Here is a 25,958-nt window from a genome sequence, read left to right as displayed (position 1 = left end):
TGTTGCTTGATGCGATCCGCAGCCGAATAGTCCCAACCGCGCTTGCACCTCCGAGGTAAAAAATTCGTTACCTCACCCATATCAGAACTGCTATAAGTATTTCTCGGGTAGTGTCCAGGGGAGAAAGAGGCGAGGAGTCGGTGGCGATATCGCCCCTCCCCGGATCCGATGCCAGAATCCACGCTTTGCTGAGCCAGCGTGTAAACTTATGTAAAGAAACGCTTTTCTAGGACTTAATCCCAATGTCCCGTTGCAATTTTTTCCGCATTCTGTTTGCCGGCATTCTGGCATTCCTCGCCGGGTTCACCCTTGCTCCCAGCGCCCACGCTTTGGGGGGTCAACTCCCACCCGTGGGGGAACCCGCGCCAGAATTCACCCTACCCACCAATACCGGGGAGGGGGAAATTTCCCTTTCCGACTATCGCGGGCAATGGGTGGTGTTGTACTTTTATCCGAAAGACTTTACCTCGGGTTGCACCATCGAAGCGCAGCGCTTCCAACGAGATTTGCCCAAATACCGCGATCGCAACGCTCAAATTCTCGGGGTGAGTGCCGATTCGGTAAACTCCCACGCCGAGTTTTGCGATGCGGAAGGGTTAAAATTTCCCCTATTAGCCGATACCGATGGCGCACTCAGCAAAGCTTACGGGTCTTGGATTGCGCCGATGTCCATGCGCCACACCTTTATTATTGACCCGGATGGCATTTTGCGCGAAACCTTTCTCGGGGTCAGACCGACAATTCACAGTACCGAAGTGCTGGCGCGGTTGGATGAATTGCAAAACACCGCGAGTTAATGGAGAAGAATTGAGAAGTGGGCGATTGAAATCGCGCCTTTGCATGCTTGCGATCGCCGACGCTGAGTGATTCGTTTTGCGACTATTTCTTCGGATATAATATCAATTCTCAATGTCAGCATTGCCGAGTTTCGATTTCTACTCCCCCGCCGCCTCAATTCTCAATTCTCCCCGCCCGCTAATGGGTGTGGGGGGGGGAAGGGGGCCGAGGGGGAATTGCGTTACCCTAAGATTGTGGAATTTCCTTCAAGCAATATGGAATTGGAACCGAAACCGATACCCGAACAATTGCCGGAAACCCTGGATTTTGCGGAGGATCCAGAAAGGGAACCGCTAGAACTGCTGCCGGTGCGAGAAGGTACGGTGCAGTTGGAACAACCCCGGAATACCTGCTTGCCGGTGGCGGTGAGTGACGCCAGGTCAGAGGACCTAGAGGGCGATCGGTGGGGGGTCGAGGAGATAAAATTCGCGCTAAAAAATATTACTGATGAGGAATTGCAACCCGCCCGAGTTTACGTAGGGCTAACGTTTATCGGGTTTTCGGCATTGCTACTAATGTCGCTACTGTTTTACATAAAAGCGATGCACCCCGGACTGACATTCGAGCAAGAAATGCTGCGATATTGGCATCAATATATTGGGTTTGTGTGTTTGGGGGTAGCGGGGATGATGATGGTGGGGAGAGAAGCGATGCGAGGCGATCGCAATATGGAAGAAAACACCCGGTCGCAAAAGTAGCGATCGCCCGATTATCTCATCATTCCAACCCCAATTCCCGCTTGAGCAAATTCAGCGATTCCGACCCAATGTAATTATCGGTTTTCAACACCCGAGGCGCGCGAATCAAGTCCTCGCGCGATGCTTCGATCGCCGCTTTAATCTTGTCATAACTGGGCGGATCGCAAACAATCGTATGGGCGGTGCGAACCACTGCTTTCAACTTGTACTTATCGTCCGGTTGACTGGTCATTACCAGCACATCCTCGCCGCGCAAGCTGTGGATAATGACTTCTGCCACCCGCATAATCCCGGGGCTGAGACAGACGATGCCAAAAGAACTATTGGGCGGTAATTCTTTTACCAGGGACAATTCTTCGGCATAGTCGTAGGTATCGATGGGGATAGTGCGGACTGCTTTCGGTCCAGCGATCGCCTCAGCGCGGGAGAAAAAGTAGCGACTGGTAACCACCGTCCCGGTAGGGGTTTGATCCAGGGCTTCCGCGAGTTGTTCCAGGGGCACCAACTGCACCGGAATCTTCAATTCCGCCTCAATTTCGTGCGCCATCAATTGCCCCGCGCCGATATCGTGAGTGGGAGCCGTCACCAGCACCCGGGCACTGCAGCGCAAGCGCCAGTCGATTTCGGTTAAAAACAATTCCCGCGCTTGGTTGAGAGAGCATCCCTGATGCAGTAACTCATCCAAGCTATTTTTCACCACTTGATAAGCATCGGGATACTTTTGGAACAACGGAGACGAAAGCCGCACCACCCGTTCGTGACTGTCCTCGCGAACGTAAATGCCCGAACCGGCTTGAGCTTCCACCAGTCCCAGGTCTTCGAGCTGACGGTAAACCTTGCTGATGGTATTGCGATGCAGACCCGTCTGCATGGCTAAAGCGCGGGTACTGGGCAACTTGTCTCCTGGCGGAATTTGCCGAGAGGCGATCGCAAAGCGGATTTGGTTAAACAACTGAGTCGATGCAGGAATTTCGCTATCGGTCTTGATCTGAAATTGAACCATTCTAGGCACTCCAGGGCACTGGCATAAAGCGATTAGCGAGCAGCGCTTCGATCCCGGTGGAAACCCGGGCAACGCTGCTCTATTTTATGTTCTATAAATTAAATCGGGCATTTGTCGAGCAGGGGATTCCCCCCATAGGTGACTCGCCCCCTATACCGTTCTCTGACTCACTGCAATATTCTCTTCGTGTCATTAATTTAGCCTTGACATCGGTCAATCCCCGAGAGTTCCATCCCCTTGTTTTTTCTAGATAACCCGCAACATCAAAGGGACGAATGAGGTGCTGTGCGCTAAAGCTACCGGAGCGATCGCCAATGATGAACCCCACCGAATTGCCAATAGAATTGCCTTTTGCTGAAGCCCTTGATTGCGAGCATAAAAGCCGTCAGCAACCCTTCTGTTTTTGCGGTTATTTTTGGTGAGCGACTGACCCGAAATCGAGGTTTTATTCTGGTTGAATTATAACTTAAATTCTCCGCAATAATCCCTCGACACAGAGCAGAAGTGAAGCGGGGCAGCACAGAAGTCAGGGGAAATCTACAGAAATGGTGTGGGCACAGGAGAGGAGGCGGGGAAAAATCGGCGGTGGGGCGTGACGGATGGCAGGAAAACGGCTTATTTAAAAAAATAAGTAAAAATACAGTATCGCCCCACTCTGGGGCTTATGTCATAGTAGAGCGGGTGCAAAATCGCAGTAAATTAAGAAGCGAGAGCGTAAAAAAAGCGAATGCAATGAGTATGGTAGACGTACAGATAAAAAGCGATTGGGTGAAAGTTCCCAACCAGGACTTGCTCATCTCTGCGTACCTGTCCCAACCGATGGGGGTCGGACCATTTCCTGCTGTCATCGTGTTCCAGGAAATTTTTGGCGTCAACGCCCATATTCGGGAAGTGACCGACAAAATTGCCAAAATGGGGTACGTGGCGATCGCCCCTGCCCTTTATCAACGCACCGCCCCCGACTTTGAAGTCGGCTACACCGACGAAGATCTGAAAGTGGGGCGAGAGTACAAAGAGCAAACCAAAGCCTCAGAACTGCTTAGCGACACCCAAGCTACAGTGGAATACCTCAAAACCCTGCCTTCCGTGAAAAAAGACGGCGTAGGCTGCATAGGGTTTTGCTTTGGGGGGCATGTGGCCTATCTTGCCGCCACCCTGTCCGAGATTCAAGCCACCGCCTCCTTTTACGGAGCCGGCATCGTGAATTGGTGTCCCGGGGAAAGCGAACCCACCCTAACCCGTACCGGAGAGATTAGCGGCACGATTTATCTCTTTTTCGGAACCGAAGACCCCTTAATTCCCAACGACCAACCCGATCGCATCGAAGCGGAACTTAACAAACAGGGAATTCGTCACCGGGTATTTCGATACGAAGGGGCTACACACGGTTTCATCTGCGACCAGAGAGAAAGCTACAATCCCGAAGCGGCAGCAGATGCCTGGACGCAGGTGGATCGGCTATTCGCCGAGACCCTGAAATCCGGTTAAATCCTTCATCGATATGTCCGCAGGAGTTGCGATCGCCCGGGTGGATTTGCGGCGACCCAGTGCAACACAAAAGGGCGATCGCTGTAACTCCTGTAGATTCATTCCCACAACGCCACCGAGGACGCAATTTCTCCATCCCTTCCTTTTTTTTAAATCTATCTTAAATAGGAAACAACCATGCCAGACGGTGTTCTACTCGAACAACCACTTCCCCCTCCAGAAGAAGACTTCTTCGCTCCAGAATTTTATCGGCTTGCCAATCCAGACTTGCGCGGTCTTAGCGAAGATGAGCTTTTATCCCACTTCCTAGAGCGAGGCGTGGCAGAGGGGCGCAGATTTTTACCCATTTTCGATCCGAACTTTTATCGCCGCGCCAATCCCGAGTTAGCCAACTTAACCCCTCGGGAACTGTTCGACCATTTTATCAGCGTCGGCTTAGACCAAGGACGCAGATTCTCCCCGGTTTTCGATATCGATTTCTATCGGGAAAATCTCGAAGATCTCAATCCCGAACTGATCGACCAGCTTACCCCGGAAGTCGAGCCACCGGTATCGGATTTAATCGAGTTCGACCCCAATCGACCGCTACCACCGACGCTGAATGAAAATCTATTTAATCTGTTTCTCGAAACCCAACTCAACATCGATACCGATTTAGATGTTGAAAGCTTACCTATCGAACCGGGGGAGATAGCCTCCGTTAACTATAGCCCCTATTTCGACCCGATATTTTATCTGAGCAGCAATCCCGACCTAGCCGAACTGTTTGGGCCGACCAATCGACAAAAAGCTTTAGAACATTTTGTCCTGCAAGGTATTAATGAAAATCGGCGATATTCTCTGATTTTTGACCCGACATTCTATCTGGAAAATAGCCCAGATTTGTTGGCGGCTGGTCTGTCTAGAGAAGAAGCGCTGCTCCACTTTGAATTGATAGGCGTGTTCGAGGGACGTCGCCCTTCCCTGAATTTCGATCCGGAATTTTATTTAAACGAAAATCCAGATTTGCGGGCAAGAGGATTAACCGAACAACCGGAATTAATCGAGCAATATTTACAGGAAGGATTGCAAGAGGGACGGCGATCGTCGTTGTATTTCGACCCGGTGGCGATCGATGCGTTAGTTATTCCAGCAGAAACCGCAGAAGACGCGCAAGAGACCAACGGCGAAGACACTCCTTCTGCGGCGCAGACCCTCCAAGAGGAGACATTTGTCAAGTGGAATACGCCGGTTGGGGGGGTACTGACTTACAGTTTTGTGGATACCGCTAGTGCGTTTTTATATCCAGGGCAGGAAAGTGGCGTGGGTGAAGTGAACGAGGCGATTAAAAATAACGTTCGCCAAATTATGGAGGAGTACGATAAAGTGCTGCCTTTTAGTTTGCTTGAGGTGCCCGATCGCCCGCCGAACACCGGAGAAATTCGCATTCTATTTGCTAACGATCCGCAGTATGCCTATAGCTATGCGCCGGGAATTGGAACCGGGGGTGACATTGTTTTAAGCCGCAATTTTGAAACCGATCCCCAACTGTCGTTTGCCCAAGGGGCGGGAAATTTTGGCTATCAAAGATTAGTTCACGAAATCGGCCATGCCTTGGGGTTGAGACAGCCAAATGTTTATGCAGTGCCTCCCGAGTTCGGAGTGGTTCCCCTACCGGGGCGACCGAATATTGCGATCGCCGAACGACCCACTTTTCCCATTGAAGGCACGCCCCTCCAGTTTTCAGAGGATAACAACAGCAACACGGCAATGAGTTTCAACATTGCCGGCGTAGGAGCCAGTACCCCCATGCCTTATGACATGCGGGCACTGCAATTTCTCTATGGTTTCAGTGAAGGCAACGACGGGAATAGTTTTTACGACTTTGATGGCACCAATTTTGTGGGTCTCAAGCAAACGATTTGGGATGCCGGTGGAATTGATACCCTCGACTTTTCGGATCTGCCGCCCATCGATACTTACTTCTTCGATCTGAATGAAGGGGGTCAAAATACGAATAAAAGTGTGTTAGATGCGGCGACTTACCAGGCAATTAACGATCCGAGCAATGCCGTCTATACCGCGAGCAGTTATGGGACTTATATTGGGTTTGGCACGACGATTGAAAATCTGATCGGCACGCCGGTGAATGATGACATTTTAGGCAATCCAGCAGGGAATGGAATCGTCGGCGGTGCCGGTGCGGATACGATTGTCGGTGCAGAAGGACCAGATACCTTAGCCGGCGGTCCGGGTCGCGATACCTTCGGCTATGCCCCGGGAGATGGTACGGATCTGATTAATGATTTTAATCCGGCTGAGGATGTTATTGGGTTGGCCGCTCCCCTAGAATTTGAGAGTCTCGCCGTGCAACAGGCGGGTGGGGATACCCTGGTGCGAATTGCGTCCACTGGTGAAATTTTAGCCGTGTTGGCAGGGGTGAATGCAGATGTGCTGACGCCGAATAATTTCGTCCCGTTTGGATGAGGGGTTGTTACACTGAAGGCAGGAGTGGAAAGCGCCTGACGGGGGTGAAGAAGTGGAGGGTGTTGTTGAGCGCGGGCGCTTTGGGCGCAACCACCTGGCACCCCATGACGCGCCGAGCGTCGGACAGTGGGCGGCGTCGCTTCGCTCGAATCCCACCGCCCAATCAGGGGTTAGTTAAGTGCCCCATGTATTTGATTTTTGTTTAATTTGTCAATCGCAATGAATTCCGAACAGACTCGTTCTAAGAAGACAGAAGTGTCATTTTCTGCTGAGGATTTTGCTAAAGCTTTGGAAGAACAAAGCTATGACTTTCGCAAAGGGCAGAAAGTGCGTGGGAAAGTGTTTGAATATAGTGGGGAAGGGGCTTATGTGGATATTGGTGGCAAATCCGCAGCGTTTTTGCCACTGCGGGAAGCCTCGGTGTCGCCAACGAGCGATTTAGCGGAAGTGGTTCCTTTGGAAGAGGAACGGGATTTTTTGATTGTCAGCGAACCGAATGCTGAGGGTCAGGCGATCGTCTCGATTCGCCAGATGGAGTTGAAGAAGGTCTGGGATCGATTGGCTCAATTGCAAGAGAGCAATGAATCGGTGCCGGTGCGCGTGACGGGGGTGAATAAAGGGGGCGTGACTGTTGATGTTGAGGGGTTGCGGGGGTTTATTCCGCGATCGCACCTGATCGAGCGCCATAATTTGGAGCAATTGGTGGGGGAAAATCTCAGTGCGAGTATTTTGGAAGCCGATCGCGATCGCAATAAGTTGGTGTTGTCGCAGCGGTTACAAGCTCGCGCCAAACGGATCCAATCCCTGCAAGTTGGGGACTTGGTTGAGGGGAAAGTGGTGAATATTAAGCCGTTTGGAGTGTTTGTGGAGTTAGATGGCGTCACGGCGTTGCTGCACATCAAACAGGTGAGTAAAAATTATGTGGCGTCTCTGAATGAGGTGTTTGAAATCGGTCAACCGATTAAGGCGATCGTCACCGCTGTGGATGAGTGGAAAGGCCGGATTTCCTTGTCTACTAAGGTTTTGGAGAATTATCAAGGGGAAATGCTGGAGAATATGGATGAGGTAATGGCTACTGCCGAGAAGCGCCAAGAGAAGGCTAATGCCAATCTTTTGGAGTAGGTAAAGTTACTGGTGACCTGCTGAGGGAATTTGAGTTCAAGTTCTCCTCGGCGTCGGGGCGGGTTGAGAGTCGAGGGGAAAACCTCCAAGATTTATTGGAATAACCCGCCCCTTTTGATATAGGAAGGTTTATGTCTGGGAATTTTTTAGGGCATCTCTGGCGGCGAGAGAAGGGTGGGCGATCGCGTGTTGGTGTCCCACAATGCCTTGGATAGAGCAAGGGGCGGCGTCTTTGCAGAAGCCCGGGAAATTTTGGCGAGGAGAGTTTAAATGAGCTTCACGAAGATCGGGAGAATTATGAAGAGTCTTTAAAGTTGTGATCTCGATCGTTCCACCTTAGCAGAGTTAGTGTCTAAGATAGAATCAGGAAAAGCGAGATGCCAGGATCTAAGATGAGGGTCTGGCGATCGTCCCCAGGCATCTTCTAAATTTTAAGACACACAGCCTCAATCGCACTGACAGATTTTCAATTGTAGCTAAAACAAGCGAGGGAAACAATGAACTTACAACGACGCATTATAACGGCAGCGGCTGGAGCAGCGGCGATCGGTCTGCTTTCCGCCGGCTCGGCGCAAGCTTTTACCTTTGGAAACGAGGGAATCTTGTTTGAGGAAGATACCACTCTCAACTTTGAATTCCTTCAATCTCACGGTTACTGGTACGGTGACTTTGGCGTTAAAAATCTATCGAGTGGTATGGAAACCATTCTGATTTCTGAATCACTCAATGTCGATCCGGGCAGTGGGGTAAGCAACGACAACCTGGGAACGGAAGGTGTTGATAAAGCAGTAGAATATGAAGAAGGCTTGGCCAATTTCACCTTCAGTGAAGGCACAGAATACACTTTTTTCCTAAACAGCTACGATAAAATAGATGGCACCCGTGGAGAGCTTACCCGGACCGTTTATTCCACAAGTTCACTCAATCCCAGTTGGTGGGATACCTCGAAAACCATAACAGAAAATGACTACGACGACAGTTTCAACGGTAGAACTGTAAATGCTCGCGATCGGGTCTTGTTTGAAGGGGATTTGTTCAGCGGACTGAACCTGTTCTTTGAAGATAATGGTATTGCCGGCGACAATGACTACGATGATTTTATAGTATCCGCTAGCGCAGCAGAAGTTTCAGTACCAGAACCTACCATGTTACTGGGTTTAGGAGTGGTAACTGGGGCAATGGCATTCTCCCGACGTCGTAAAGAAAAGCAAGCCTCCTAAGTTCAAGTTAGGAGAGGAGTTTATAAGCTCGGCAAGTCTTTTCTACCTACTGAATGCCTAAAGACACAGAATCGATTATAGTTATAAATGCCGCACTTTCAAAGTGCGGCATTTATTATGGAGGTGGATTCTAGCTGAAAGTTTAGCCTTTGATTTGATTGGTCACTACACCCAACACTGGAGACCCAGAAATTTTTAATCCATCTAATGCTTGCTTTACTGAAGAACGATCCGTCTTAGCCAGTCCCACCACTAAAATAAGACCGTCAGTTTGAGAAGCAAGTATGCTACCATCTGCCAGTCCGAGCAGGGGCGGACTATTATAGATTACGACATCGAAAAAGTCTTGAAATTGCTCCATCAGAGAGTGCATTTTTTTTGAAGATAGGAGCTTGATGGGATCGTGCGACAGTGAACCTGAGGTCAATACAAACAAATTGGGATTTGCATCAGACGGTCGCTGAATGATATCGTTGAGACTAATATCAGTAGAAATGGCATCGCTGAGTCCCCGGAGATTGGGTATGTTTAGTTGAGTATGGATTTGCGGAGAGCGAAGATCCGCATCCACCAGCAAGACCCTCTGACCGATCGCTGCAGCTGTATGAGCCAATTGTAAAGCCACGGAAGACTTTCCATCTCCAGGTTCGGCTGCAGCAATCACAAAAGAGTGAATAGGGAAACCTGAACTGAGCAAACGAATATTGGTATGTAAAGCTCGGAAAGCTTCCAATAATGCAGAAGCATGGTGGACTTGAGCAGTCGTTAGCAAATTACCAGCCCCCAGATGTGGTGCGGGGTGACTCGAACTGCCTAAGACCGCGTTAGCAGGAGCAAGCTTTTTGGGTTTTTTTGTAGCTTTTTTCAGTTCTTTGGCAAAAGGAATCACACCGAGTACGGGTAGTTTCGTTGCGGCTTTTACTTCGGCAGGAGTGTGGAAAACCGTGTGAAGTACCTCGACTAAAAAACCCACCCCAATCGCTAGCAGACTGCTTAAAATAACCACCACAGCTAACTGCCGCTTGGTTTGCGTAACAGTAATAGAAAGGGGGTTGCCCGCCGCGTCGCGGGGCACGTTAGGCGGATCGATGAGTTCCCAAGGTACTTCATTGCGAGCAGCATCCACGCGCAATGCTTCTCGTTTCGATAAAAAGTCCTGAAGGCTATTTGTCGCCACTTCTAATTCTCGTTGTAGATCGGCATACTGGCGTGAAACTAATGGCAATTCTCTCAGTTTTTGATTCAATGCCGTTTCAGCTTCAGCAAGACTTTGCTCCCTAGCCTCGAGTTCGCGTAATTGACTTTCAACCTGTTTGACAATCGATCGAGCAGCTTGACGCGCCTGAAGATATAAGTTATCCAGCTTCTCGCGTAGAGTCACCATTGGCTCGCTGTCGTCTAGAAAAAGGGCTGACTGCAAAGCCATCTCGGTTTCTAGCTTTTGGATTTGTCCGATTAAGGTTTCGTAGGCTTTCGGCTCTCGGGATAGAATGGTAACGGGATTGTCTTCTCTTAATTGTGTTTGTAGGTTGGCGTAGAGGGTTCGCTGCTGCTGGAGTTGTGCAATTAGGTCTACTCGCTGTCTCTGAATAATCAACGAATGTTCGTAAAGATATCTATCTGCCAAATCCGGATTCATCAAGTTGTACTGTTGGCGCAGCTTTTGCAAATCTGCTTGCAGAGTATCTACTTTTTCACGCAGCTCTGGCAAGCTATCATTAATAAATTTAATTCCCTGGCGCAGGCTTGTCATGCGCTCCTGGAGGCTGTACTCTAAATAAGCATCAACAAGGTGGTTTAAAACCACTTCAACTTTTTCTGGATTTGGATCTTGATAACTGACCACTAAAATTTTGGTACCTTGCTCGTTCGCTCCTTTTCCCACAGTAATGCGCCTCATCTTTATATTACTGACGAGAGGCCCGTATCTGATTTTTGGATATTTTGCTTGTAATTGGGCGATCGCAGGCTCCATTAGTTTTGGACTTCGCAAAACACGAATTAAAGTTTGGTAGTCCACCAAGCTCGTTTCTTCTATTCTGGCTCGTTGGAGCTCGCTCCCTGTATTTGGGCCTTGAGCCATAATGTATTGTCTGGCTAATCGACCTTCAGCAGTAATCGGCTCAACCAAAAGCTTAAAAGAGCCTTTATAGACGGGGACAATATTACGAGAACTTCGAACAATGAGCGCACCACCGAGAATGCTTAAGGCCACCGCCACAAATAGCATAATCGGCGCTCTTCTGCGGAGAACGGCAAACAGCCAAGCCACATCGAACTTCTCTTCCTCACTTTCTTCCATTCTTTCGGTGTAGACTGGAGATAATGATTGAAGCTTCTCAGTATTACGTTGGTGGGAAAACTGTTGGAAATGCTGGTTGTAATCCATATTGGCACCTTTAAATTTTTGCTTAAACTCGTCCCCCATGAAATCTTCCAACTTTTTTGCTGGCGCTCATCGCCGACGAGGCAGTCTCAGATAGTCAAATAGTCCAAAGAAGTCAAAAATTCTCAGAAATCCAGTGGCATTCGCACTAAAGCCAGTTGCCGTATTGATGGTGTCAGCAATTGTAGCTAGACCAGATCGGTTGATGACAACGATATCGTTATCGCGGAGAATCGGATTGGTTTGCTCGTTGATTCCGGCATCTAGATCCACCGGGATGATGCGTTGCGACACGGTACCGTTGGGATTAAGGCGAAACAGTTCAACCCTGTCTTGATTTGCCCGGTTGGGATCGAATCCCCCCGCTGCCAACAATGCTTGGTTTAAAGGAGTGTTGGGAGGCAAACTGATATTTCCGGTTCGGACTGCTTCTCCAATGACATTCACTTCGATGGTTTCCGGAGAAAAGTTTGTTCTGGCTAAAATCGCCGCTTCGGTGGGGTTCATTTCAATAGCAGTGGGAATAAAAATGGTATCTCCGTTTTGCAGAATCGGGTCTTGAGTGAAATCCCCCGTTTGTAAGAGTTGCCATAGATTGAGAGTCAGGATTTGGTCGCCGCCGTTGAGGGTGGGTCGGCGCAACTGGATATGACGAATATCCGCATCCGGTTTAATTCCCCCCGCTAGCTGAATGGCTCGGGTCGCAGTTGGCAGACCCGCCGCTCTGATTCCCTGTCCAGTATCCGAGCCGAGGATGGAGTAGGTTCCCGGTCGCTCCACGGCTCCCACCACCGCCACCGTGCGCGGCAGTTCCGTATCTCGGGAAAAGCTTGTGGTGGCCAGTTGGCGCGTTTGTTCCAGGTTGACTTGGGGGGCCGTGGGGACGAAGATGGCATCTCCATCTCGCAAGGTAATATCTTGACTGCGATCGCCGGTTTGTAGCATCGTCCACAGATCGAGGGTGAAAATTTGGTCTTCACCCGCTCTCGAGAAGCGCCGTACCTGGACTTGACGAATATCAGCGGCGAGCGTCACGCCCTGAGCCATTTCTAGAGCCTGCACTACAGTGGGGTATTGAACGCCGGGAATGTTTCCCGCTCCTGGAGTCAGGCGCATCGTGTAAGAACCCGGACGAGTCACTTCGCCAGACACCCAAACGTTGAGGGGACGAGGAGCCACCAGACTCACTGCAATTTTGGGACGCCTGAGTACCTGTCGGTAAGCGGCTTCGATTTTCTGACTCGCTTCTTCTAAAGTTAACCCCTCCACATTGATCGTACCAATTAGGGGCAAGTTCAGTCTGCCATCCACCGGAATTTGGTAGCGATCGCTGTACTCCGGAAGCCCTATAATATTGACATTCACCAGGTCGCCACCGCCCAGGGTGTAAGCGGGCGACGGTGGCAAAGCGGGACCCCTTTGGCTTAGCTCCGGGTAACTTTCTTCTCCCCTCGGTTGCTGCGCTACACTTGGAAAGGAGCAAGCCATCACTGCCACCGCCGACAAGGTTATTCCCATAACTGACGGGATTTTTTTGTGGGGATGTTTTACATTAAAGCGACCCTCAATCCGAGTCCCATCTAACTGTTGCTTATCCATACTTGTCTTTTGGGGTACTATCTACCTACATGACCTTGGTCTATTTAGTCTTCCGGCATCAGTTTTGTTGTTTCCTGGCTTCTTCACCTATTTTATGATAGAATTAGATATCTTGACAACCTTTTCCTGCCCGCCATCAAATATGCTGGTCAAACTGACTCCCCAAATTAGGAGGATAATCTATCTGTCAATTTAATACAAAACATCCAAACCACCGCTGACTTTTCCGCTCAATTTGCTCTTGAATACTCAAAAATAAGCGCCCTATACTGCAGGTTTAAATGGGGTTATTCGACCTTTAAAATTGAAGAATAAGTCAGAGCGATTGAAGCGGCTTTTACATCTCCAGTCAGATAGGCAACTGGTCAAGGACATACAGAAACCTCTATCTTCGGCTAAAAGACTGCATATAAATTTTTTGAACCATCATTTTTGTGAATCCTGGGAGAGCCAATGAATCCATCTACTTCTAGCAGGGTCAGACAGCGTTTTGGCTTAAACGATAGCATTCGCCCCTTGTTTCGCCCGATTTTAGTCTTTCTTTTTGTTATGACGTTCTACCACACTTTAGTGGTGAGTGGAGTGTTGCCATCTAGCGAAGGGCTGAGCATACAGCAATCTAATATCATTAAAGTAGAGCAATATGCTTATAGTCAGTCTCCTTATGAAATCCTGGTAGCAGGAAGTTCGAGGACTGCCAAAATTGAAGCTGACTACTTTGGTAAAGAGCGGGTAGCCAATGTCGGAATACGAGGGGGTTCTTCTCAAACGGGTTTAGAGCTAGTAAAACGCAGTCATAGCAAGCCGTCAATCTTGCTCTTGGAGGCAAACGGAACCCTCATTCAAGGAGTTAATCGGGAACTAATAGAGGCAGCTTATCACCCGATATTGTACTTTATTCGTCTCTATTTTCCGATGTTTAGACAAGAGTATCAGCCCGTTGCAGTCGCTATAGAAATAATCAAAAACTGGAAGGGAATAACTGCTGAAAAAATTGAAAACCAAAGAGTCAATGAGTTACGGAGAAATCCTCAGATGAGAGAAAAGAGGTTAAAGCAGGCGATCGAACAACGTCGAGAGGGGTTAAATGAAAAGCAAAAAAACAAGCTAACTCGCGTTGCCCAAAACCTTAAAAAGCAGATAGTTAAACTTGAAAAGCAAGGAGTACGAGTTATTTTATTCGATGTACCAGGAGATCCGCTTGTAGATAGAACGCCGGAAAGAAAGCAAGAAAAAGAACTGATGAGAAAGCTATTCCCTCCTGAGACTTACGAGTGGTTACCCGAACATCCTTCTAGAGATTGGATGACGACCGATGGAGTTCATTTGATTCGCGCTGATGCCAGAGATTATGCAGCTTTTATCCTCAATTATCTAGGCAGCTTTTGAACGGCTGTTAAAATTAGGAGAAGGGGTAAGCAAGTTTTACCGTTTCTCTGCTGTTAAGGTACTTGCACGAGCCTCATTTAGAGGTAGATACCCGATTCAGCAGAATATTATCAATCGGCTTAGAGCACTTTATCCCTGGCTCGCAGCCAGGGTATTTGGATGAAAGAGTTACTTTTAAACCCGGTTATTTTACTTCTTGTATTGGGGAGTGGTATCGTCTATTTTTTATTATTCTATAACGCGATAAGCTGGAATAATAAGTTGGCGAGTTTAATCGAAGATGCCGCAGTATTTATGTTTTTATTTATGATACCAGGGTTAAGCATAGAACCCTTTCCAAAACTACATCCAATCGGGCTTTATAATCGGCAAAAAACCCTTCCATCTTTAGTCGCTCAAATTGTTTTTTACGCGGCGGTTCTTTTGGTATTATCACCCCAGTTGCGTCGCACCCTGAAAGACTTAATTTATAGCTTGTCAATTATTACGGTAGGCAACCCCTTTTTGTTAGGCTTCATCTTTATGGTGTTAATGTCTGCCTTTTGGTCGGAGACGACAGACTATACTTTAAAAGCGGCGCTGTCTTTTCTATTTATTTCGGTAGTTTCTATTTATATCGGCAAGCGATATAGTTTTGAAAAACTCGATAAAATATTGCGGTTTACTCTAGCGCTCAACGGGATCGTGAGTGCTTATTACGCCCTTGTCGTTCCTTCGGTGGGAATCAATGCAACGAAAAATAGCTGGCAAGGAATCAACAGTCATGCAAATCCGTTTGCCGCGTTGATGGCTTTAAGTTCGGCTTTGTGGCTATTTGAAGCATTGAACAATCCAAAACGTCGTTGGCTTTCGATTGCATTGACTTTATTTTCATTGTATGCATTGGAAAGTGCAAAATCTGCAGGAGCAAAAGTGAACTTTCTGGCTCTAGCAAGCTTGTTATTGGTTTCGCGCTTTCTCAAGCGTTTAAATTTTAGATGGGCCATGTTTACAATCGTCATTTTTCTGGTAGTGGGGATCGGGTTATCGATTGTCGTTACAGAAAATTTGGAAGCAATTGTGGTCGATGGACTTGGCAAGGATTTAACTTTAACAGGTCGGACACCGCTTTGGGAATATTTGATTGTAGAAAAGATATCTTTAAGACCCTGGTTAGGCTATGGGTTTCACGGATTTTGGCAACCTTGGCGCGGTAAGGACAACCCAGCCGCTAACGCCCTCGATGGAAAACTCTGGATGCCTTCCGGAAATGGATATTGGGCACCTCCTCACGCGCATAATGGCTTCATGGAGATTATCTTGGATCTTGGTTTGGTGGGGTTTTCTATCTTTGCTCTATCCTTTATTATGACCTTAGTTGGTGCAGTGCGCTGTCTGGTGCAGAAAAATCCTGGATACAAACAGATTGACTCGATTCTACCAATGATTCTTTTTCTGTATGTAATTTTCCCAAACCTGACGATTAGCCGCCTGACAGAACCAACGGAAATTTGGTGCTTTTACGTGATAGTAGCAGTGGGAACCAGCCTCGACCCGATTAGAAAGCGGTTAAACCAAAAAGAAAGCAAAGAGCGGCCTGACTTACCGATTCCGAGAGAAAATTCATTCGATAGAGAAGCTCGATAACGCATCGCCCTTGGACTTCCCCGACGACCAGTGCAGTGTTCAACGAGACTCCAAGGGCGATCGCCGATGGATCTACCTATCCAACTCCAGAACAGATGCTCGCGCTTGCTTCAACATAGAATAGATGCGAGACCGGCACCTCCGAGGTATCGGGTCGGGTAGCGCGAAAAGCAACGGCACTCCAGGTGGAGACAAATTGGTAGAGATCGGACAGCTCCAAATCATAAAATTTATTTGAGGGTTTAATTTATCGTTCAAATAGATTAAGATAGAGAGCAGATGAAAAACTGCTAAGACATAGAGGGGAGCCAAGCCTCCAGCTTGCTGGAAAAAGACCCAGCAAGAAGAGCCGCTTGGTTTCAGGTGCATTGTTGAGAAGTTCCGAAGGTAGAAGCCTTCGGAAGGATTTCAGGGGCTAATACAGAGGCGATGGGTTTTGAGACCTTCAAAAAACAACAGCAATCCCCAGGGTGAGTCAACAAAGAAAAGAATGCCAATGGTTAAGAACCAAGAGGGGTAAAAAGTTCAAAAGTTTTGAAGTCAGGTTGTCAAAACCACATCAAAACACTATCGCTCATTGTAGTATTCATGGGGAGGCAATCACCAAAGTTGTGTCAGGAATGAACCTACGGCAACAGGCGCTTAAAGGAGTCCTTTGGTCTGCAATTCAGAATTGGGGCACTCAAGCCATCTCCTTTCTCGTCTTCTTTACCCTTGCTAGGTTACTCGACCCAAAGTCCTTTGGTCTGGTTGCCTTGGCTGGGGTCTTTTTTTCCTTTATGGAACTTTTTCTGAGGCAGGGATTCGCCAATGCCCTCGTCCAAAGACAGGAGCTAGAACCAGAACATCTAGACACTGCATTTTGGATTAATCTGAGCATTGGTACAATTTTGATGGCGATTGCCATCGGGTTTGCAGGGCCTATTGCTAACTGGTTCGATCAGCCCCAGCTCGCACCGATCCTGCAATGGATGTCCCCAAGCTTCTTGTTGGCGGCCTTAAGCGACGTACAGCAAACCCTTTTTCGTCGGCAACTTGCTTTTAAAGCCTTATCCATACGATCGCTCGTTGCGACCTTGGTTGGCGGTGTGGTGGGCGTCGTCATGGCGCTGCTCGGGTTTGGCGTCTGGAGTCTGGTAGGGCAACGATTGAGCAATGCTTTAGGGGGTGTTCTAGTTCTATGGTGGGCCAGTCAGTGGCGACCGGGGCTGAAATTTTCTCTCAGCCACGGTAGGGAACTGTTTAGCTTTGGGATGAATATCATGGGTTCGCAGCTCCTGACCTTCTTCGTTCTCCGTGCTGATGATTTTTTAGTGGGAAAATTTCTTGGTGCTATTGAACTAGGTTATTATACGATAGCCTACCGCGTGCTGCTGACGATCACGCAGTTGCTCTACAGCACTACCAACCAAGTCGTGCTGCCTACATTTTCCAGGCTTCAGGAAGAACCAGAACGGATGCGACGGTGGCTTTATAACGCGACCAAGCTATCTAGCCTGATTTCATTGCCACTGTGTTTTGGTATTGCAGCACTGGCTCCCGAACTGGTACTCGGTTTGTTTGGAAAGCAGTGGCTACCAAGCGTACCAACAATGCAAGTTTTAGCATTCGTTGGCCCGATGCAGTTAAGCCAAGGGATTGTCTCCAGTGCCATTACAGCCGTGGGCAAGCCAAACTGGAACCTAAAGGTCAATTTCGTGAACGCCACAGCTAGTGTGGTCGCCTTTGCGATCGCAGTGCGCTGGGGAATCGTAGCAGTAGCGGTTGGACGGGTGGCTAGCGGATATCTGGTAACACCGATTCGGGTTGGGATGCTTCGGCGGCTGATATCCATCGAGCTAACCACCTATCTCTACCAATTTGCTACACCGCTAGTGGCTTCCCTAGCAATGGTCGCCAGCATTAGCGGGGCGAAATACCTTTTGAGTGACTGGCTGAATTGGCAAGGGGTACTGGCAATTTGCATTCCGCTCTCAGCAGGAGTCTACGGGCTAATCCTGTGGTGGATAGACGCCGAACTGGTTCTCCAAGCTTTGCAGATGGGTCGTTCGGTCCTCTCCCGCAAGAAAAAGAAGCAATAAATAATCGTTTTTGTCTTTATCATCAAGTGAATCATGGATCGAAACATTCAAGGACGAATCTTTCTGGTTGGCTGCCCGCGATCGGGAACCACGTTGTTGCAAAGCATGATAGCCGCCCATCCAAACATCGCTTCTTTTCCTGAATCCCACTTTTTTGAACACCTCAATGCCTCTTGGCCTTGGGGACCGGTATTTGGATTGGCTTCGCGTCGAGCGCAATCCCAGTTTGAGAAGTTTCTCAGGGTTATCGGTCAAGAACAGATGCAGCAGCAATGCGTACCAGAAAAAGCGTGGTTTAGTCACCAGTACGCTTCTGGATTTATCAAAGTTCTCGATACCGTTACCCACCAACAAGGGAAGCGTCTATGGCTGGAAAAAACTCCGCAACACTTGCACCAGATCGATACCATAGAAAAATTTGTCAAAGATGCCAAATTTATCCACCTGATCCGCAATGGGACTGATGTGGTATCCTCCCTGTATGAGGCTTCGCGCAAACATTCAGAAAAAACCTGGGGGGGTCCTTGGAGCGTTGACCAATGCATTCAGACCTGGCTCAAGGATGTAGAAGTCTCTCGTCGCCACCTTGATAAGACAAATCATACACTTGTACGCTACGAACAGCTCGTAGAAGACCCGCAATCAGTATTGACAAAACTCTGTGGGTTCATGGGTGTAGAATTCGATGAAAGAATGCTTCAAGACTATGGGAAAGCTGCCAAGCAGGTCGTCCGCGAACACGAGTGGGCCTGGAAAGCATCGGCTGGCGAACCGATCCGAAATGCAAATGGCGAGAAATTTGCCAAGCTATTCGATGAAGGGCAAAGGGAATACATTCTCCAGCATGTTTCAGTGGTCAATGTAGAAGAATTCGCCCCAGCAATAACTCATAGTTCAGTGAATTGAACGAAGAATTTGGTAAATGCTTCATTGATATTGGCAGTAGGGGAGGAGATAAAATGTATAAAAATAGGCTCAAATATAGACTGCGTTCCTATTGGCATAGGCTCCGTAATTTTGCCAAAACCCTGAAAAAGTATTTGATTCAACCCATTAGAATGTTGCCCCTCACTTCGGAAATAATCGGACCTCCTAAAGGGGTTTATCAAACCACATGGGACTGGATTGTTAAATCGGAAAAAAATCCAACTAAAATTTCAGAAAAATACAAAGAAATTTATCCAAAAAATTGGGTTTACCGTTCTGCACCCGGAACAGTGGATGAAACGATTCACTGGAAATTCCCGCCGCAATATCAACGGGAAGCACCCGCTGCATTTGTAGCTCTGATAAAAGAGGGAAGGGTGTGCAGTGAAGGAGGTACGGTCATTACTCCTGACGATCGCATTTTAGCAGATGTTTCCAAAGAAATTGGACGCTCGATCGAGAACCATTCAATATTTTCAAAATGGAAGTTACCGTCGGTTGAGAAAATAGAAGGGACTGTAGCACTGTTATCGGCTCCTTTGGGTCAAGTTTACTTTCATTGGATGTTGAACGTATTACCTCGAATTGATTTGTTGCGAAAAAGAACCGGTAACCTTGAGGAAATCTATAAATTTTTAGTCAATGGAATTTCTCATCCTTTTCAAAGAGAAACTTTGAGTAAGTTAGGGATTCCGGAGAGCAAAATAATAGAAAGCGATCGCTATCCTCATATCAAAGCTAAAACCCTGTTGGTTCCATCGATCCCCGGAAAACCGGGTAATGCCATCCCACTTTGGGCGTGTGAGTTTTTGAGAAATGAGTTTTTAGACGCAAAACCCTTACAGGAATCTGCCCGTCCAGAACGGCTATATATTAGTCGAAGTAAAGCAACACACCGAAGAGTCATTAATGAAGCGGAGGTAGTGACCTATTTAGAAAAACGTGAATTTCAGAGCTTCCAACTAGAGTCCCTTCCCCTAGCCGAGCAAATTTTATTATTCTCATCGGCTAAAGTAATTGTAGCCCCTCATGGCGGTGGACTGACCAATATTGTATTTTGTAAACCCGGTACAAAAATCATAGAATTATTCTCACCAAACTATGTCAATGGCTGTTTTTGGACAATCAGCAACCATCTCGGTCTGGACTACTATTACGCAACGGGGAACGGAAAAAAACCGCCAGCAAATATCGATCCTCATAAAGTCGATGAAGATATTGAAATCGAACTGAATTCTTTGAAAAGCCTGATCGAATTGGCCGGAGTCAGCTAACTCCGCCCAGGAAAGCGGCAGGCGCTCGACGAGTTCCACCAAATGCTTTACAATCTATTCAGAGAATAAGCTATTCAAGAATAGGCTGAACCCAAATATCCGAAATCGCGATCGAGGAGAAGTTTAAATGGCTGATTCGCAGTTAACCACTCCAGTTGCTTTTATTATTTTTAATCGACCCGATACCACCGCAAGAGTCTTTGAGGCCATTCGCCAAGCCAAACCGCCCCAGTTGTTAGTGGTTGCTGACGGCCCTCGAGAAACCCGACCGGGTGAAGCCGAAAAATGCGCCGCCACTCGGGCCATTATCGATCGCGTAGACTGGGACTGCGAAGTCCTCAAAAATTATTCCGAAACCAATTTAGGGTGCAAGCACCGAGTTTCCAGTGGCATCGATTGGGTATTCCAAACCGTTGAGGAAGCCATCCTTCTTGAGGATGACTGCCTGCCTCAACCGGAATTTTTCCGCTACTGCGAGGAACTTCTTCAGCGCTACCGACAGGATACGCGAGTCATGCATATCGCCGGGAGCAATTTCGGCATTACTGGCAAAAATCCACAAGAAAGCTACTATTTTTCCAGACGCACTCATATTTGGGGATGGGCGAGTTGGCGTCGCGCTTGGCAGCACTACGACGTCAACATGAGTTTATGGCCCGAACTGAAAAAACAAAACCGACTGATAGACATGGTTGGCAATAAACCAGAAGCGGACAAAAAAACTGAGATTTTTGATAAAGTCTATGCCGGAGAAGTGGATACCTGGGATTATCAATGGCATTTTACCTGTTTGTGGAATGGGAATTACACAATTATTCCCAATACCAATATGGTAGAAAATATCGGATTTAAAAAAGAGGCTTCAACTCATACGGCAGAACGTCCGGGTGATTTTGGCAAATTAAAAGTCCACCAATTAAAGTTTCCAATCGTACATCCTAATTTTTTTATTAGAGAAGATGAGGCAGACACCTTGTATTTTAATAAAATGCACAATCCAAGTTTAATGACCAAAATCAAAAAGAAAATACGTAAACTGTCGAGAAAATTAACTCCCTAGGCTAATGGAGAGAAATAAATTTTGAGGAAGTCAATAGTAGAGGACAAGGAAAAGAGAAGAACTTGGTGGTGTTAATTACCGAGTATCTAGATTCGTCAACCAGGATTCGTCAACCAGGAAAAGAGGGACATGAATTTTCTGATTGTGGGAGCAAACTTTTACAATAAAGGTGCTCAGTTAATGTTGCTGAGTAGCATTGCAGCACTTAAGCAAAGATTTCCGGGGGGCCGGATTTGCGTAAGTCCCACCATTGGGACCAAAGAGGAAATAGACAGCTTAGGCGTGGAAATTTTGGACTATCCTCTGTTTCATGTCGGGGCGGGGAAAACCTTCGAGCGCTATTTCAAGTTTGGTAGCATTCTGCGATTTTTCAGAAAGGATCCACAAGGAACAATCAAATGGAAAGATGTTGACGCGATTTTTGATATTTCGGGGTTTGCATTTTCCGATCAGTGGGGCGTAAGACCCGTAAAAAATCTCAATATCCTTTTAGATGGGGCGCTGAAAAATCATAGCAAATATATCTTCATGCCACAAGCATTTGGCCCGTTTGAAAAAGAAGGCATGAAACAATATATGACTCAGGTGTTGGAGAAAGCGCATTTGGTGTTTCCCAGAGATCGAATCTCTTACGAGTATGTTATGTCTCTGGTGAACGACCCTGATAAAATTAAGATTGCTCCGGATATTACTTTAACCTATGGCAGTAAAACTAACGAATTAGACAAATATTGCTGCGTAATTCCGAATGGTCGGATTTTAGATAGAGGGTCGCAACTGTGGGTGACGAAATATAAAAAATTGCTGCATGAGGCAGTGGAGAAAATTTGTCGCGAGACGGAGTTGGAGGTTAAGGTACTCATTCACGATACTGGCAAGCTCGATAACGAACTGGCGCAAAAAATCGTCGAAAAAAACGATAGCGATCGGGTAAAAATCGTCACAGAAGAAAATCCGCTGAAACTGAAAGAAGCGATCGCTCAGAGTCAGTTCGTTATCGGTTCGCGATTCCACTCCCTTGCCTCGGCTTTATCCTCAAACGTGCCTTCACTCGCCTTGGGATGGTCCCATAAATACACCATGCTGTTTGAGAATTATGGCGTAGCCGAATATTCGTTCCTGGAACCGGATCCCAAAATTATGGAGCGTCTCGATACCCTACTGAATCCTGGAAAGCGAGCGGAGATTCGCACTCAATTGCAGCAGGTGAACGAAACGGTAAAAGCGGAGTCAGAAAAAATGTGGGCAGCGATCGGAGAAAAACTATGAAAATCTTGCATTTAAGTCAATTTGACATCGAAGGTGGTGCCGCCAGAGGAGCCTTTTGGCTGCACAATGCGCTGCAACAAGCAGGAGTCGAATCTCAGATGCTAGTGGCTTCTAAAGATAGCCACGATCCAGCGGTCTTGGGACCGGCTGGAAAAGTCAGGAAGGGATTGCAAGCCCTGCGCTGCAAAATCGATAGTTTTCCTTTATCTCTTTACCCAGAAAGAGAGCCGCTATTTTCTCTGTCTTGGTGGCCGACAAATACCCACAAAAAAGTCGCGCAGATTGCTCCGGATATTATTAACTTGCACTGGGTAGGATTGGCGTTTGTAACGCCGGAAAGTCTGTTAAAATTTAACAAGCCAATTGTCTGGACGCTGCGGGATATGTGGACTTTTACCGGCGGTTGTTATTATTCAGGAGACTGTAAAAAATATATAAACCAGTGTGGGGCTTGTCCCGCTTTAAACTCTAGTAAACCAAACGATATTTCGCGGATATTTTGGAATAAAAAGTTTAAAGCATGGGAAAAATTAAATTTTACAGGAGTCACGATTAGTCATTGGCTGGCGGACTGTGCGAGGCAAAGCAGCATTTTCAAAAACAAAAAAATACAAGTCATTCATAATGCATTGGACGAATCAAAATATAAGCCGATGCCGAAAAAAGTTGTCAGGGATATACTAGGCTTAAATCCCAACAAAAAAATTGTTTTGTTTGGCGCAGTAAACGCTACGTCAGAAAAAAGAAAAGGATTTCAATATTTAGTCCCCGCCTTGCAAAAACTGGCGCTGAGTGGTCTGAGCGAAAGCATCGAATTGGTGGTGTTCGGCTCTTCCGAACCGGAAAATCCTCCCGAGTTAGGGATGAAAACCACTTATTTGGGATGGCTGAACGATGACATCTCGTTGGCGATCCTTTATGCGGCGGCTGATGTGACGATCGTGCCTTCGTTGCAAGAAGCATTTGGAAAGACGGCGATGGAATCTTTAGCTTGTGGGACACCGGTGGTGTCTTTTGATTCGACAGGATTAAAAGATATTGTAGAACATCAGAAGAATGGCTATCGAGCGGAGTGTTTTAGTGCGGAGGATTTGGCGAATGGAATTCGTTGGGTGTTGGAGGATGAAGAACGCTGGCAAAGTTTGTCTCGTCGCGCTCGAGAAAAAGTAGAGGAAGAATTTACCCTAAAAGTTCAAGCGCGAAATTATTTGAAGCTTTATGAAGAAATTTTAGAATCTTCTAGGGAGTCGGCTAGGGGATGATAGTAGTAAGTCAATTTTGAATATCATAGGTTTGGAGAGATGAAACGGAAGAGTATAGCCGCGATCGCCACTTGTCACAACCGCAAGGATAAAACTCTGGCAAGTCTGGAAGCGCTTTTCAAGCAAAGACTCCCCGATGATGTGGAGCTTAACATCTACCTCGTGGATGATGCGAGCACCGACGGCACAGCAGAGGCGGTGGCACAAACGTATCCTCAAGTCAAAACTATCCCGGGCAACGGCAGCCTATTTTGGAACGGCGGGATGCGGGTGGCCTTTAGGGAAGCGGAAAAAGCCGATCCGGATTACTATCTCTGGTTTAACGACGATACGAAGCTTTACCCGGATGCGGTGGCAAAATTGCTCTCCACTTACCAGAATTTAGGCGATCGCGCCTCGGCGAAAAACATTCTCGTCGGTTCCACCTGCGACCCCGACACTGGCAAATTGACCTACGGCGGGATGGTGCGAAGTACCTGGTGGCATCCCCTGAAATTTCGGTTGCTCCCACCCAGCCAAGAGCCTCAACCCTGCCATACTATGAACGGTAACTGCGTACTGATTCCGCGATCGGTGGCAGAGGTGGTGGGCAACCTGGATCCCAACTTCATCCACAGCAGTGGAGACATGGACTATGGGTTGCGAGTGCGACAACAGGGGGGGCAGGTCTGGCTAGCACCTGGGTATGTTGGCACCTGCTCGACCAATTCCCCAGACAATAACATCTGGGAAAATCAAAATTTGAATTTCGCCCAACGTTTAAAAAAGGTAAGTCAGCCAAAGGGCTTGCCCGTTGGGGAGTGGAAAGTGTTCGCTCAGCGTCATGCAGGGCCGTTATGGCCATTTTATTGGGGGCTGCCCTATATCAGATTGCTTTTAGCTGCTGTCTTCGGGGAAAAAATGGGGAGTCAGATTAATGGTTAAACGAATTGCTTTGTTAACCAACTTCATTCCACCGCATCGGTTACCGCTTTATCAGGCACTAGCCGATCGCCTTCCTGACTTGCAAGTCTTTATCTCCACTCCAATGGAAGCCAATCGCCTTTGGACGCCGAATTGGGAAAGGTTGAACGTTACAGTACAGAAAAACCTGACTGTACGCCGCAGGTGGAAACATCCTCATGGATTTTCTGAAGACTTGTACGTTCACATCCCCTACGATACGCTTTGGTCGTTGTGGCAGTATCGGCCAGATGTGGTAATTTCTGGGGAAATGGGAATGCGAACCTTGCAAGCGCTGCTTTATCGCAAGTTGAATCCCGATACCCGGATGATTCTGTGGGCGACGGTTTCAGAGTATAGCGAGCAGGGGAGGGGAAAGCTGAGGGAAAGATTGCGAAGGTTTCTGGTGCCCCAGGCAGATGCTGTATTGGTGAACGGACAAAGTGGGGCGCGCTACGTCCGGCAGTTTGGGGTGGCTGACGAGAGGATTTTTTTCGCACCCTACACCACTAATATTGACCCTTTTTTGGCCGTTGCCCTTTCGAGAGCGCCGGAAGATGCCTACCGACTGTTGTATCTGGGGCAGTTGGTGCAGCGCAAGGGGGTCGAACCCTTTTTCTCAACTCTGAAACGCTGGGCAAAAGGGCATCCGGAACGGAAAGTGGAATTTTGGCTGGTGGGGGATGGGCCGTTGCGGATGAGCTTAGAGCAGCAAATGTGGCCGTCTAATTTAGGGGTGCGATTCCTGGGAAATTTGAAGTACAGCGAACTGGCGGAGGTTTACGCAAAGGGGGGGATTTTTGCATTTCCGACCTTGGCCGATGAATGGGGGGTGGTGGCAAACGAGGCGATGGCGGCTGGGTTGCCGATGTTGGGGAGTTCCTACAGCCAATCGGTAGAAGAATTAGTGGAAGAGGGGGAAACTGGGTGGCAGTTTCGTCCGGACGACCCGGAGGACATGTATTCGGCACTGGAGCGATCGCTGTCGATCCCCTATGCACAGCTGGAATCCATGAGGGTGAAAGCGCGCGATCGCATCCAACACCTGACTCCGGATTTTGTTGCCGATAACATCCTTGATGCGATTCGGTTTGTTTGCTAGCCCGGTCTGGAATCCGATTGCCAGTCTAGAGAAATGGACATCGGATTGCATTCTCTTCGGCTATATCATCTGTTGGGTTCGTTCCCTCAAAGTCGTTGATTTTTGAAAAACCCACAGGCGGTGCAAGTGCTTGACACAATCATTCGGAATTGGTAATATTGTTGAATAACTTTTTATCCTTGAGAGTCTCCCTCCTTCACAACCGGG

The 25,958-nt window shown here is 47.8% G+C and carries 20 protein-coding genes; 16 read left to right on the top strand and 4 right to left on the bottom strand.

Features of this window, described 5'->3' with window-relative positions; genetic code table 11:
- The first annotated feature begins 242 nt into the window (after nucleotides 1–242).
- Entirely contained in the window at nucleotides 243–797 is a 555-nt protein-coding gene (locus tag LKK83_RS20545) for a peroxiredoxin (RefSeq protein WP_324633187.1), read from the top strand.
- Nucleotides 798–1,031: 234 nt separating this feature from the next.
- Nucleotides 1,032–1,535, top strand: a complete 504-nt coding sequence (locus LKK83_RS20540) for a hypothetical protein (RefSeq protein ID WP_324633186.1) — start codon at nucleotides 1,032–1,034, stop codon at nucleotides 1,533–1,535.
- A gap of 19 nt (nucleotides 1,536–1,554) precedes the next feature.
- Here LKK83_RS20540 and LKK83_RS20535 read toward each other — a convergent pair whose 3' ends face one another.
- Complete coding sequence (locus LKK83_RS20535; RefSeq protein ID WP_324633185.1) at nucleotides 1,555–2,538, bottom strand: GntR family transcriptional regulator; 984 nt, start codon at nucleotides 2,536–2,538, stop codon at nucleotides 1,555–1,557.
- A gap of 738 nt (nucleotides 2,539–3,276) precedes the next feature.
- Between LKK83_RS20535 and LKK83_RS20530 the strand changes: the two genes are divergently transcribed.
- On the top strand, nucleotides 3,277–4,026 hold the full coding sequence (locus tag LKK83_RS20530) for a dienelactone hydrolase family protein (RefSeq protein WP_324633189.1): 750 nt from the start codon (nucleotides 3,277–3,279) through the stop codon (nucleotides 4,024–4,026).
- On the opposite strand, the gene LKK83_RS20525 is transcribed toward LKK83_RS20530, so the two are convergent.
- Entirely contained in the window at nucleotides 3,997–4,128 is a 132-nt protein-coding gene (locus LKK83_RS20525) for a hypothetical protein (RefSeq protein ID WP_324633184.1), read from the bottom strand. The two genes, LKK83_RS20530 and LKK83_RS20525, sit on opposite strands and share 30 nt — an antisense overlap.
- A 75-nt stretch (nucleotides 4,129–4,203) precedes the next feature.
- Between LKK83_RS20525 and LKK83_RS20520 the strand changes: the two genes are divergently transcribed.
- The 3 genes from LKK83_RS20520 (at nucleotide 4,204) to LKK83_RS20510 (ending at nucleotide 8,834) form a co-directional block, all read left to right on the top strand.
- Nucleotides 4,204–6,492: a hypothetical protein gene (locus tag LKK83_RS20520; RefSeq protein ID WP_324633183.1), complete on the top strand. Its 2,289-nt coding sequence runs from the start codon at nucleotides 4,204–4,206 to the stop codon at nucleotides 6,490–6,492.
- A gap of 219 nt (nucleotides 6,493–6,711) precedes the next feature.
- Nucleotides 6,712–7,614, top strand: coding sequence for a S1 RNA-binding domain-containing protein (locus LKK83_RS20515; protein ID WP_324633182.1), 903 nt, complete (start codon nucleotides 6,712–6,714; stop codon nucleotides 7,612–7,614).
- Between the two features lie 497 nt (nucleotides 7,615–8,111).
- Nucleotides 8,112–8,834 carry a PEP-CTERM sorting domain-containing protein gene (locus LKK83_RS20510; protein WP_324633181.1) on the top strand — a complete coding sequence of 241 codons (723 nt, stop codon included), beginning with the start codon at nucleotides 8,112–8,114 and terminating at the stop codon, nucleotides 8,832–8,834.
- A gap of 142 nt (nucleotides 8,835–8,976) precedes the next feature.
- Here LKK83_RS20510 and LKK83_RS20505 read toward each other — a convergent pair whose 3' ends face one another.
- Together LKK83_RS20505 and LKK83_RS20500 are read right to left on the bottom strand one after the other, a co-directional pair.
- Nucleotides 8,977–11,274 (bottom strand): GumC family protein, encoded by a 2,298-nt coding sequence (locus LKK83_RS20505; RefSeq protein ID WP_324633180.1) that lies wholly within the window; start codon nucleotides 11,272–11,274, stop codon nucleotides 8,977–8,979.
- A gap of 15 nt (nucleotides 11,275–11,289) precedes the next feature.
- A complete protein-coding gene (locus tag LKK83_RS20500) occupies nucleotides 11,290–12,819 on the bottom strand; it encodes a polysaccharide biosynthesis/export family protein (RefSeq protein WP_324633179.1) in 1,530 nt (509 codons plus the stop codon).
- A gap of 453 nt (nucleotides 12,820–13,272) precedes the next feature.
- On the opposite strand from LKK83_RS20500, the gene LKK83_RS20495 reads away from it, so the two are divergent.
- From LKK83_RS20495 to LKK83_RS20450, 10 genes are all read left to right on the top strand, one after another.
- Nucleotides 13,273–14,208 carry a hypothetical protein gene (locus LKK83_RS20495; protein ID WP_324633178.1) on the top strand — a complete coding sequence of 312 codons (936 nt, stop codon included), beginning with the start codon at nucleotides 13,273–13,275 and terminating at the stop codon, nucleotides 14,206–14,208.
- A gap of 159 nt (nucleotides 14,209–14,367) precedes the next feature.
- Nucleotides 14,368–15,834, top strand: a complete 1,467-nt coding sequence (locus LKK83_RS20490) for an O-antigen ligase family protein (protein ID WP_324633177.1) — start codon at nucleotides 14,368–14,370, stop codon at nucleotides 15,832–15,834.
- Between the two features lie 470 nt (nucleotides 15,835–16,304).
- Nucleotides 16,305–17,915, top strand: a complete 1,611-nt coding sequence (locus LKK83_RS20485; RefSeq protein ID WP_324633176.1) for a lipopolysaccharide biosynthesis protein — start codon at nucleotides 16,305–16,307, stop codon at nucleotides 17,913–17,915.
- Between the two features lie 33 nt (nucleotides 17,916–17,948).
- Entirely contained in the window at nucleotides 17,949–18,821 is an 873-nt protein-coding gene (locus LKK83_RS20480) for a sulfotransferase family protein (protein WP_324633175.1), read from the top strand.
- Nucleotides 18,818–20,116, top strand: coding sequence for a glycosyltransferase family 61 protein (locus LKK83_RS20475; RefSeq protein ID WP_324633174.1), 1,299 nt, complete (start codon nucleotides 18,818–18,820; stop codon nucleotides 20,114–20,116). The genes LKK83_RS20480 and LKK83_RS20475 overlap by 4 nt, the downstream gene beginning before the upstream one ends.
- Nucleotides 20,117–20,243: 127 nt before the next feature.
- On the top strand, nucleotides 20,244–21,176 hold the full coding sequence (locus tag LKK83_RS20470) for a glycosyltransferase family 2 protein (protein ID WP_324633173.1): 933 nt from the start codon (nucleotides 20,244–20,246) through the stop codon (nucleotides 21,174–21,176).
- 129 nt (nucleotides 21,177–21,305) lie between these two features.
- Nucleotides 21,306–22,445 (top strand): polysaccharide pyruvyl transferase family protein, encoded by a 1,140-nt coding sequence (locus LKK83_RS20465; protein WP_324633172.1) that lies wholly within the window; start codon nucleotides 21,306–21,308, stop codon nucleotides 22,443–22,445.
- Complete coding sequence (locus LKK83_RS20460) at nucleotides 22,442–23,707, top strand: glycosyltransferase family 4 protein (protein WP_324633171.1); 1,266 nt, start codon at nucleotides 22,442–22,444, stop codon at nucleotides 23,705–23,707. Before LKK83_RS20465 ends, LKK83_RS20460 begins: the two co-directional genes overlap by 4 nt.
- A 39-nt stretch (nucleotides 23,708–23,746) precedes the next feature.
- Nucleotides 23,747–24,631, top strand: a complete 885-nt coding sequence (locus LKK83_RS20455; protein WP_324633170.1) for a glycosyltransferase family 2 protein — start codon at nucleotides 23,747–23,749, stop codon at nucleotides 24,629–24,631.
- Nucleotides 24,624–25,751: a glycosyltransferase family 4 protein gene (locus tag LKK83_RS20450; RefSeq protein WP_324633169.1), complete on the top strand. Its 1,128-nt coding sequence runs from the start codon at nucleotides 24,624–24,626 to the stop codon at nucleotides 25,749–25,751. Before LKK83_RS20455 ends, LKK83_RS20450 begins: the two co-directional genes overlap by 8 nt.
- The last annotated feature ends 207 nt before the right edge of the window (nucleotides 25,752–25,958 follow it).

The sequence above is a fragment of the Phormidium sp. CCY1219 genome (assembly GCF_035615515.1).
GTDB lineage: Bacteria > Cyanobacteriota > Cyanobacteriia > Cyanobacteriales > Laspinemataceae > CCY1219.
Note: the sequence above shows the minus strand (reverse complement) of the source record. Positions and strands in the feature narration are given on the sequence as shown.

What these genes read in the sequence shown, in the direction of transcription:
- LKK83_RS20455 (WP_324633170.1), top strand. Translation starts at nt 23,747, where the DNA reads ATGAAACGGAAGAGTATAGCCGCGATCGCCACTTGTCACAACCGCAAG.
- LKK83_RS20515 (WP_324633182.1), top strand. Translation starts at nt 6,712, where the DNA reads ATGAATTCCGAACAGACTCGTTCTAAGAAGACAGAAGTGTCATTTTCT.
- LKK83_RS20465 (WP_324633172.1), top strand. Translation starts at nt 21,306, where the DNA reads ATGAATTTTCTGATTGTGGGAGCAAACTTTTACAATAAAGGTGCTCAG.
- LKK83_RS20480 (WP_324633175.1), top strand. Translation starts at nt 17,949, where the DNA reads ATGGATCGAAACATTCAAGGACGAATCTTTCTGGTTGGCTGCCCGCGA.
- LKK83_RS20490 (WP_324633177.1), top strand. Translation starts at nt 14,368, where the DNA reads ATGAAAGAGTTACTTTTAAACCCGGTTATTTTACTTCTTGTATTGGGG.
- LKK83_RS20530 (WP_324633189.1), top strand. Translation starts at nt 3,277, where the DNA reads ATGGTAGACGTACAGATAAAAAGCGATTGGGTGAAAGTTCCCAACCAG.
- LKK83_RS20495 (WP_324633178.1), top strand. Translation starts at nt 13,273, where the DNA reads ATGAATCCATCTACTTCTAGCAGGGTCAGACAGCGTTTTGGCTTAAAC.
- LKK83_RS20450 (WP_324633169.1), top strand. Translation starts at nt 24,624, where the DNA reads ATGGTTAAACGAATTGCTTTGTTAACCAACTTCATTCCACCGCATCGG.
- LKK83_RS20535 (WP_324633185.1), bottom strand. Translation starts at nt 2,538, where the DNA reads ATGGTTCAATTTCAGATCAAGACCGATAGCGAAATTCCTGCATCGACT.
- LKK83_RS20545 (WP_324633187.1), top strand. Translation starts at nt 243, where the DNA reads ATGTCCCGTTGCAATTTTTTCCGCATTCTGTTTGCCGGCATTCTGGCA.
- LKK83_RS20460 (WP_324633171.1), top strand. Translation starts at nt 22,442, where the DNA reads ATGAAAATCTTGCATTTAAGTCAATTTGACATCGAAGGTGGTGCCGCC.
- LKK83_RS20525 (WP_324633184.1), bottom strand. Translation starts at nt 4,128, where the DNA reads ATGAATCTACAGGAGTTACAGCGATCGCCCTTTTGTGTTGCACTGGGT.
- LKK83_RS20520 (WP_324633183.1), top strand. Translation starts at nt 4,204, where the DNA reads ATGCCAGACGGTGTTCTACTCGAACAACCACTTCCCCCTCCAGAAGAA.
- LKK83_RS20470 (WP_324633173.1), top strand. Translation starts at nt 20,244, where the DNA reads ATGGCTGATTCGCAGTTAACCACTCCAGTTGCTTTTATTATTTTTAAT.
- LKK83_RS20510 (WP_324633181.1), top strand. Translation starts at nt 8,112, where the DNA reads ATGAACTTACAACGACGCATTATAACGGCAGCGGCTGGAGCAGCGGCG.
- LKK83_RS20500 (WP_324633179.1), bottom strand. Translation starts at nt 12,819, where the DNA reads ATGGATAAGCAACAGTTAGATGGGACTCGGATTGAGGGTCGCTTTAAT.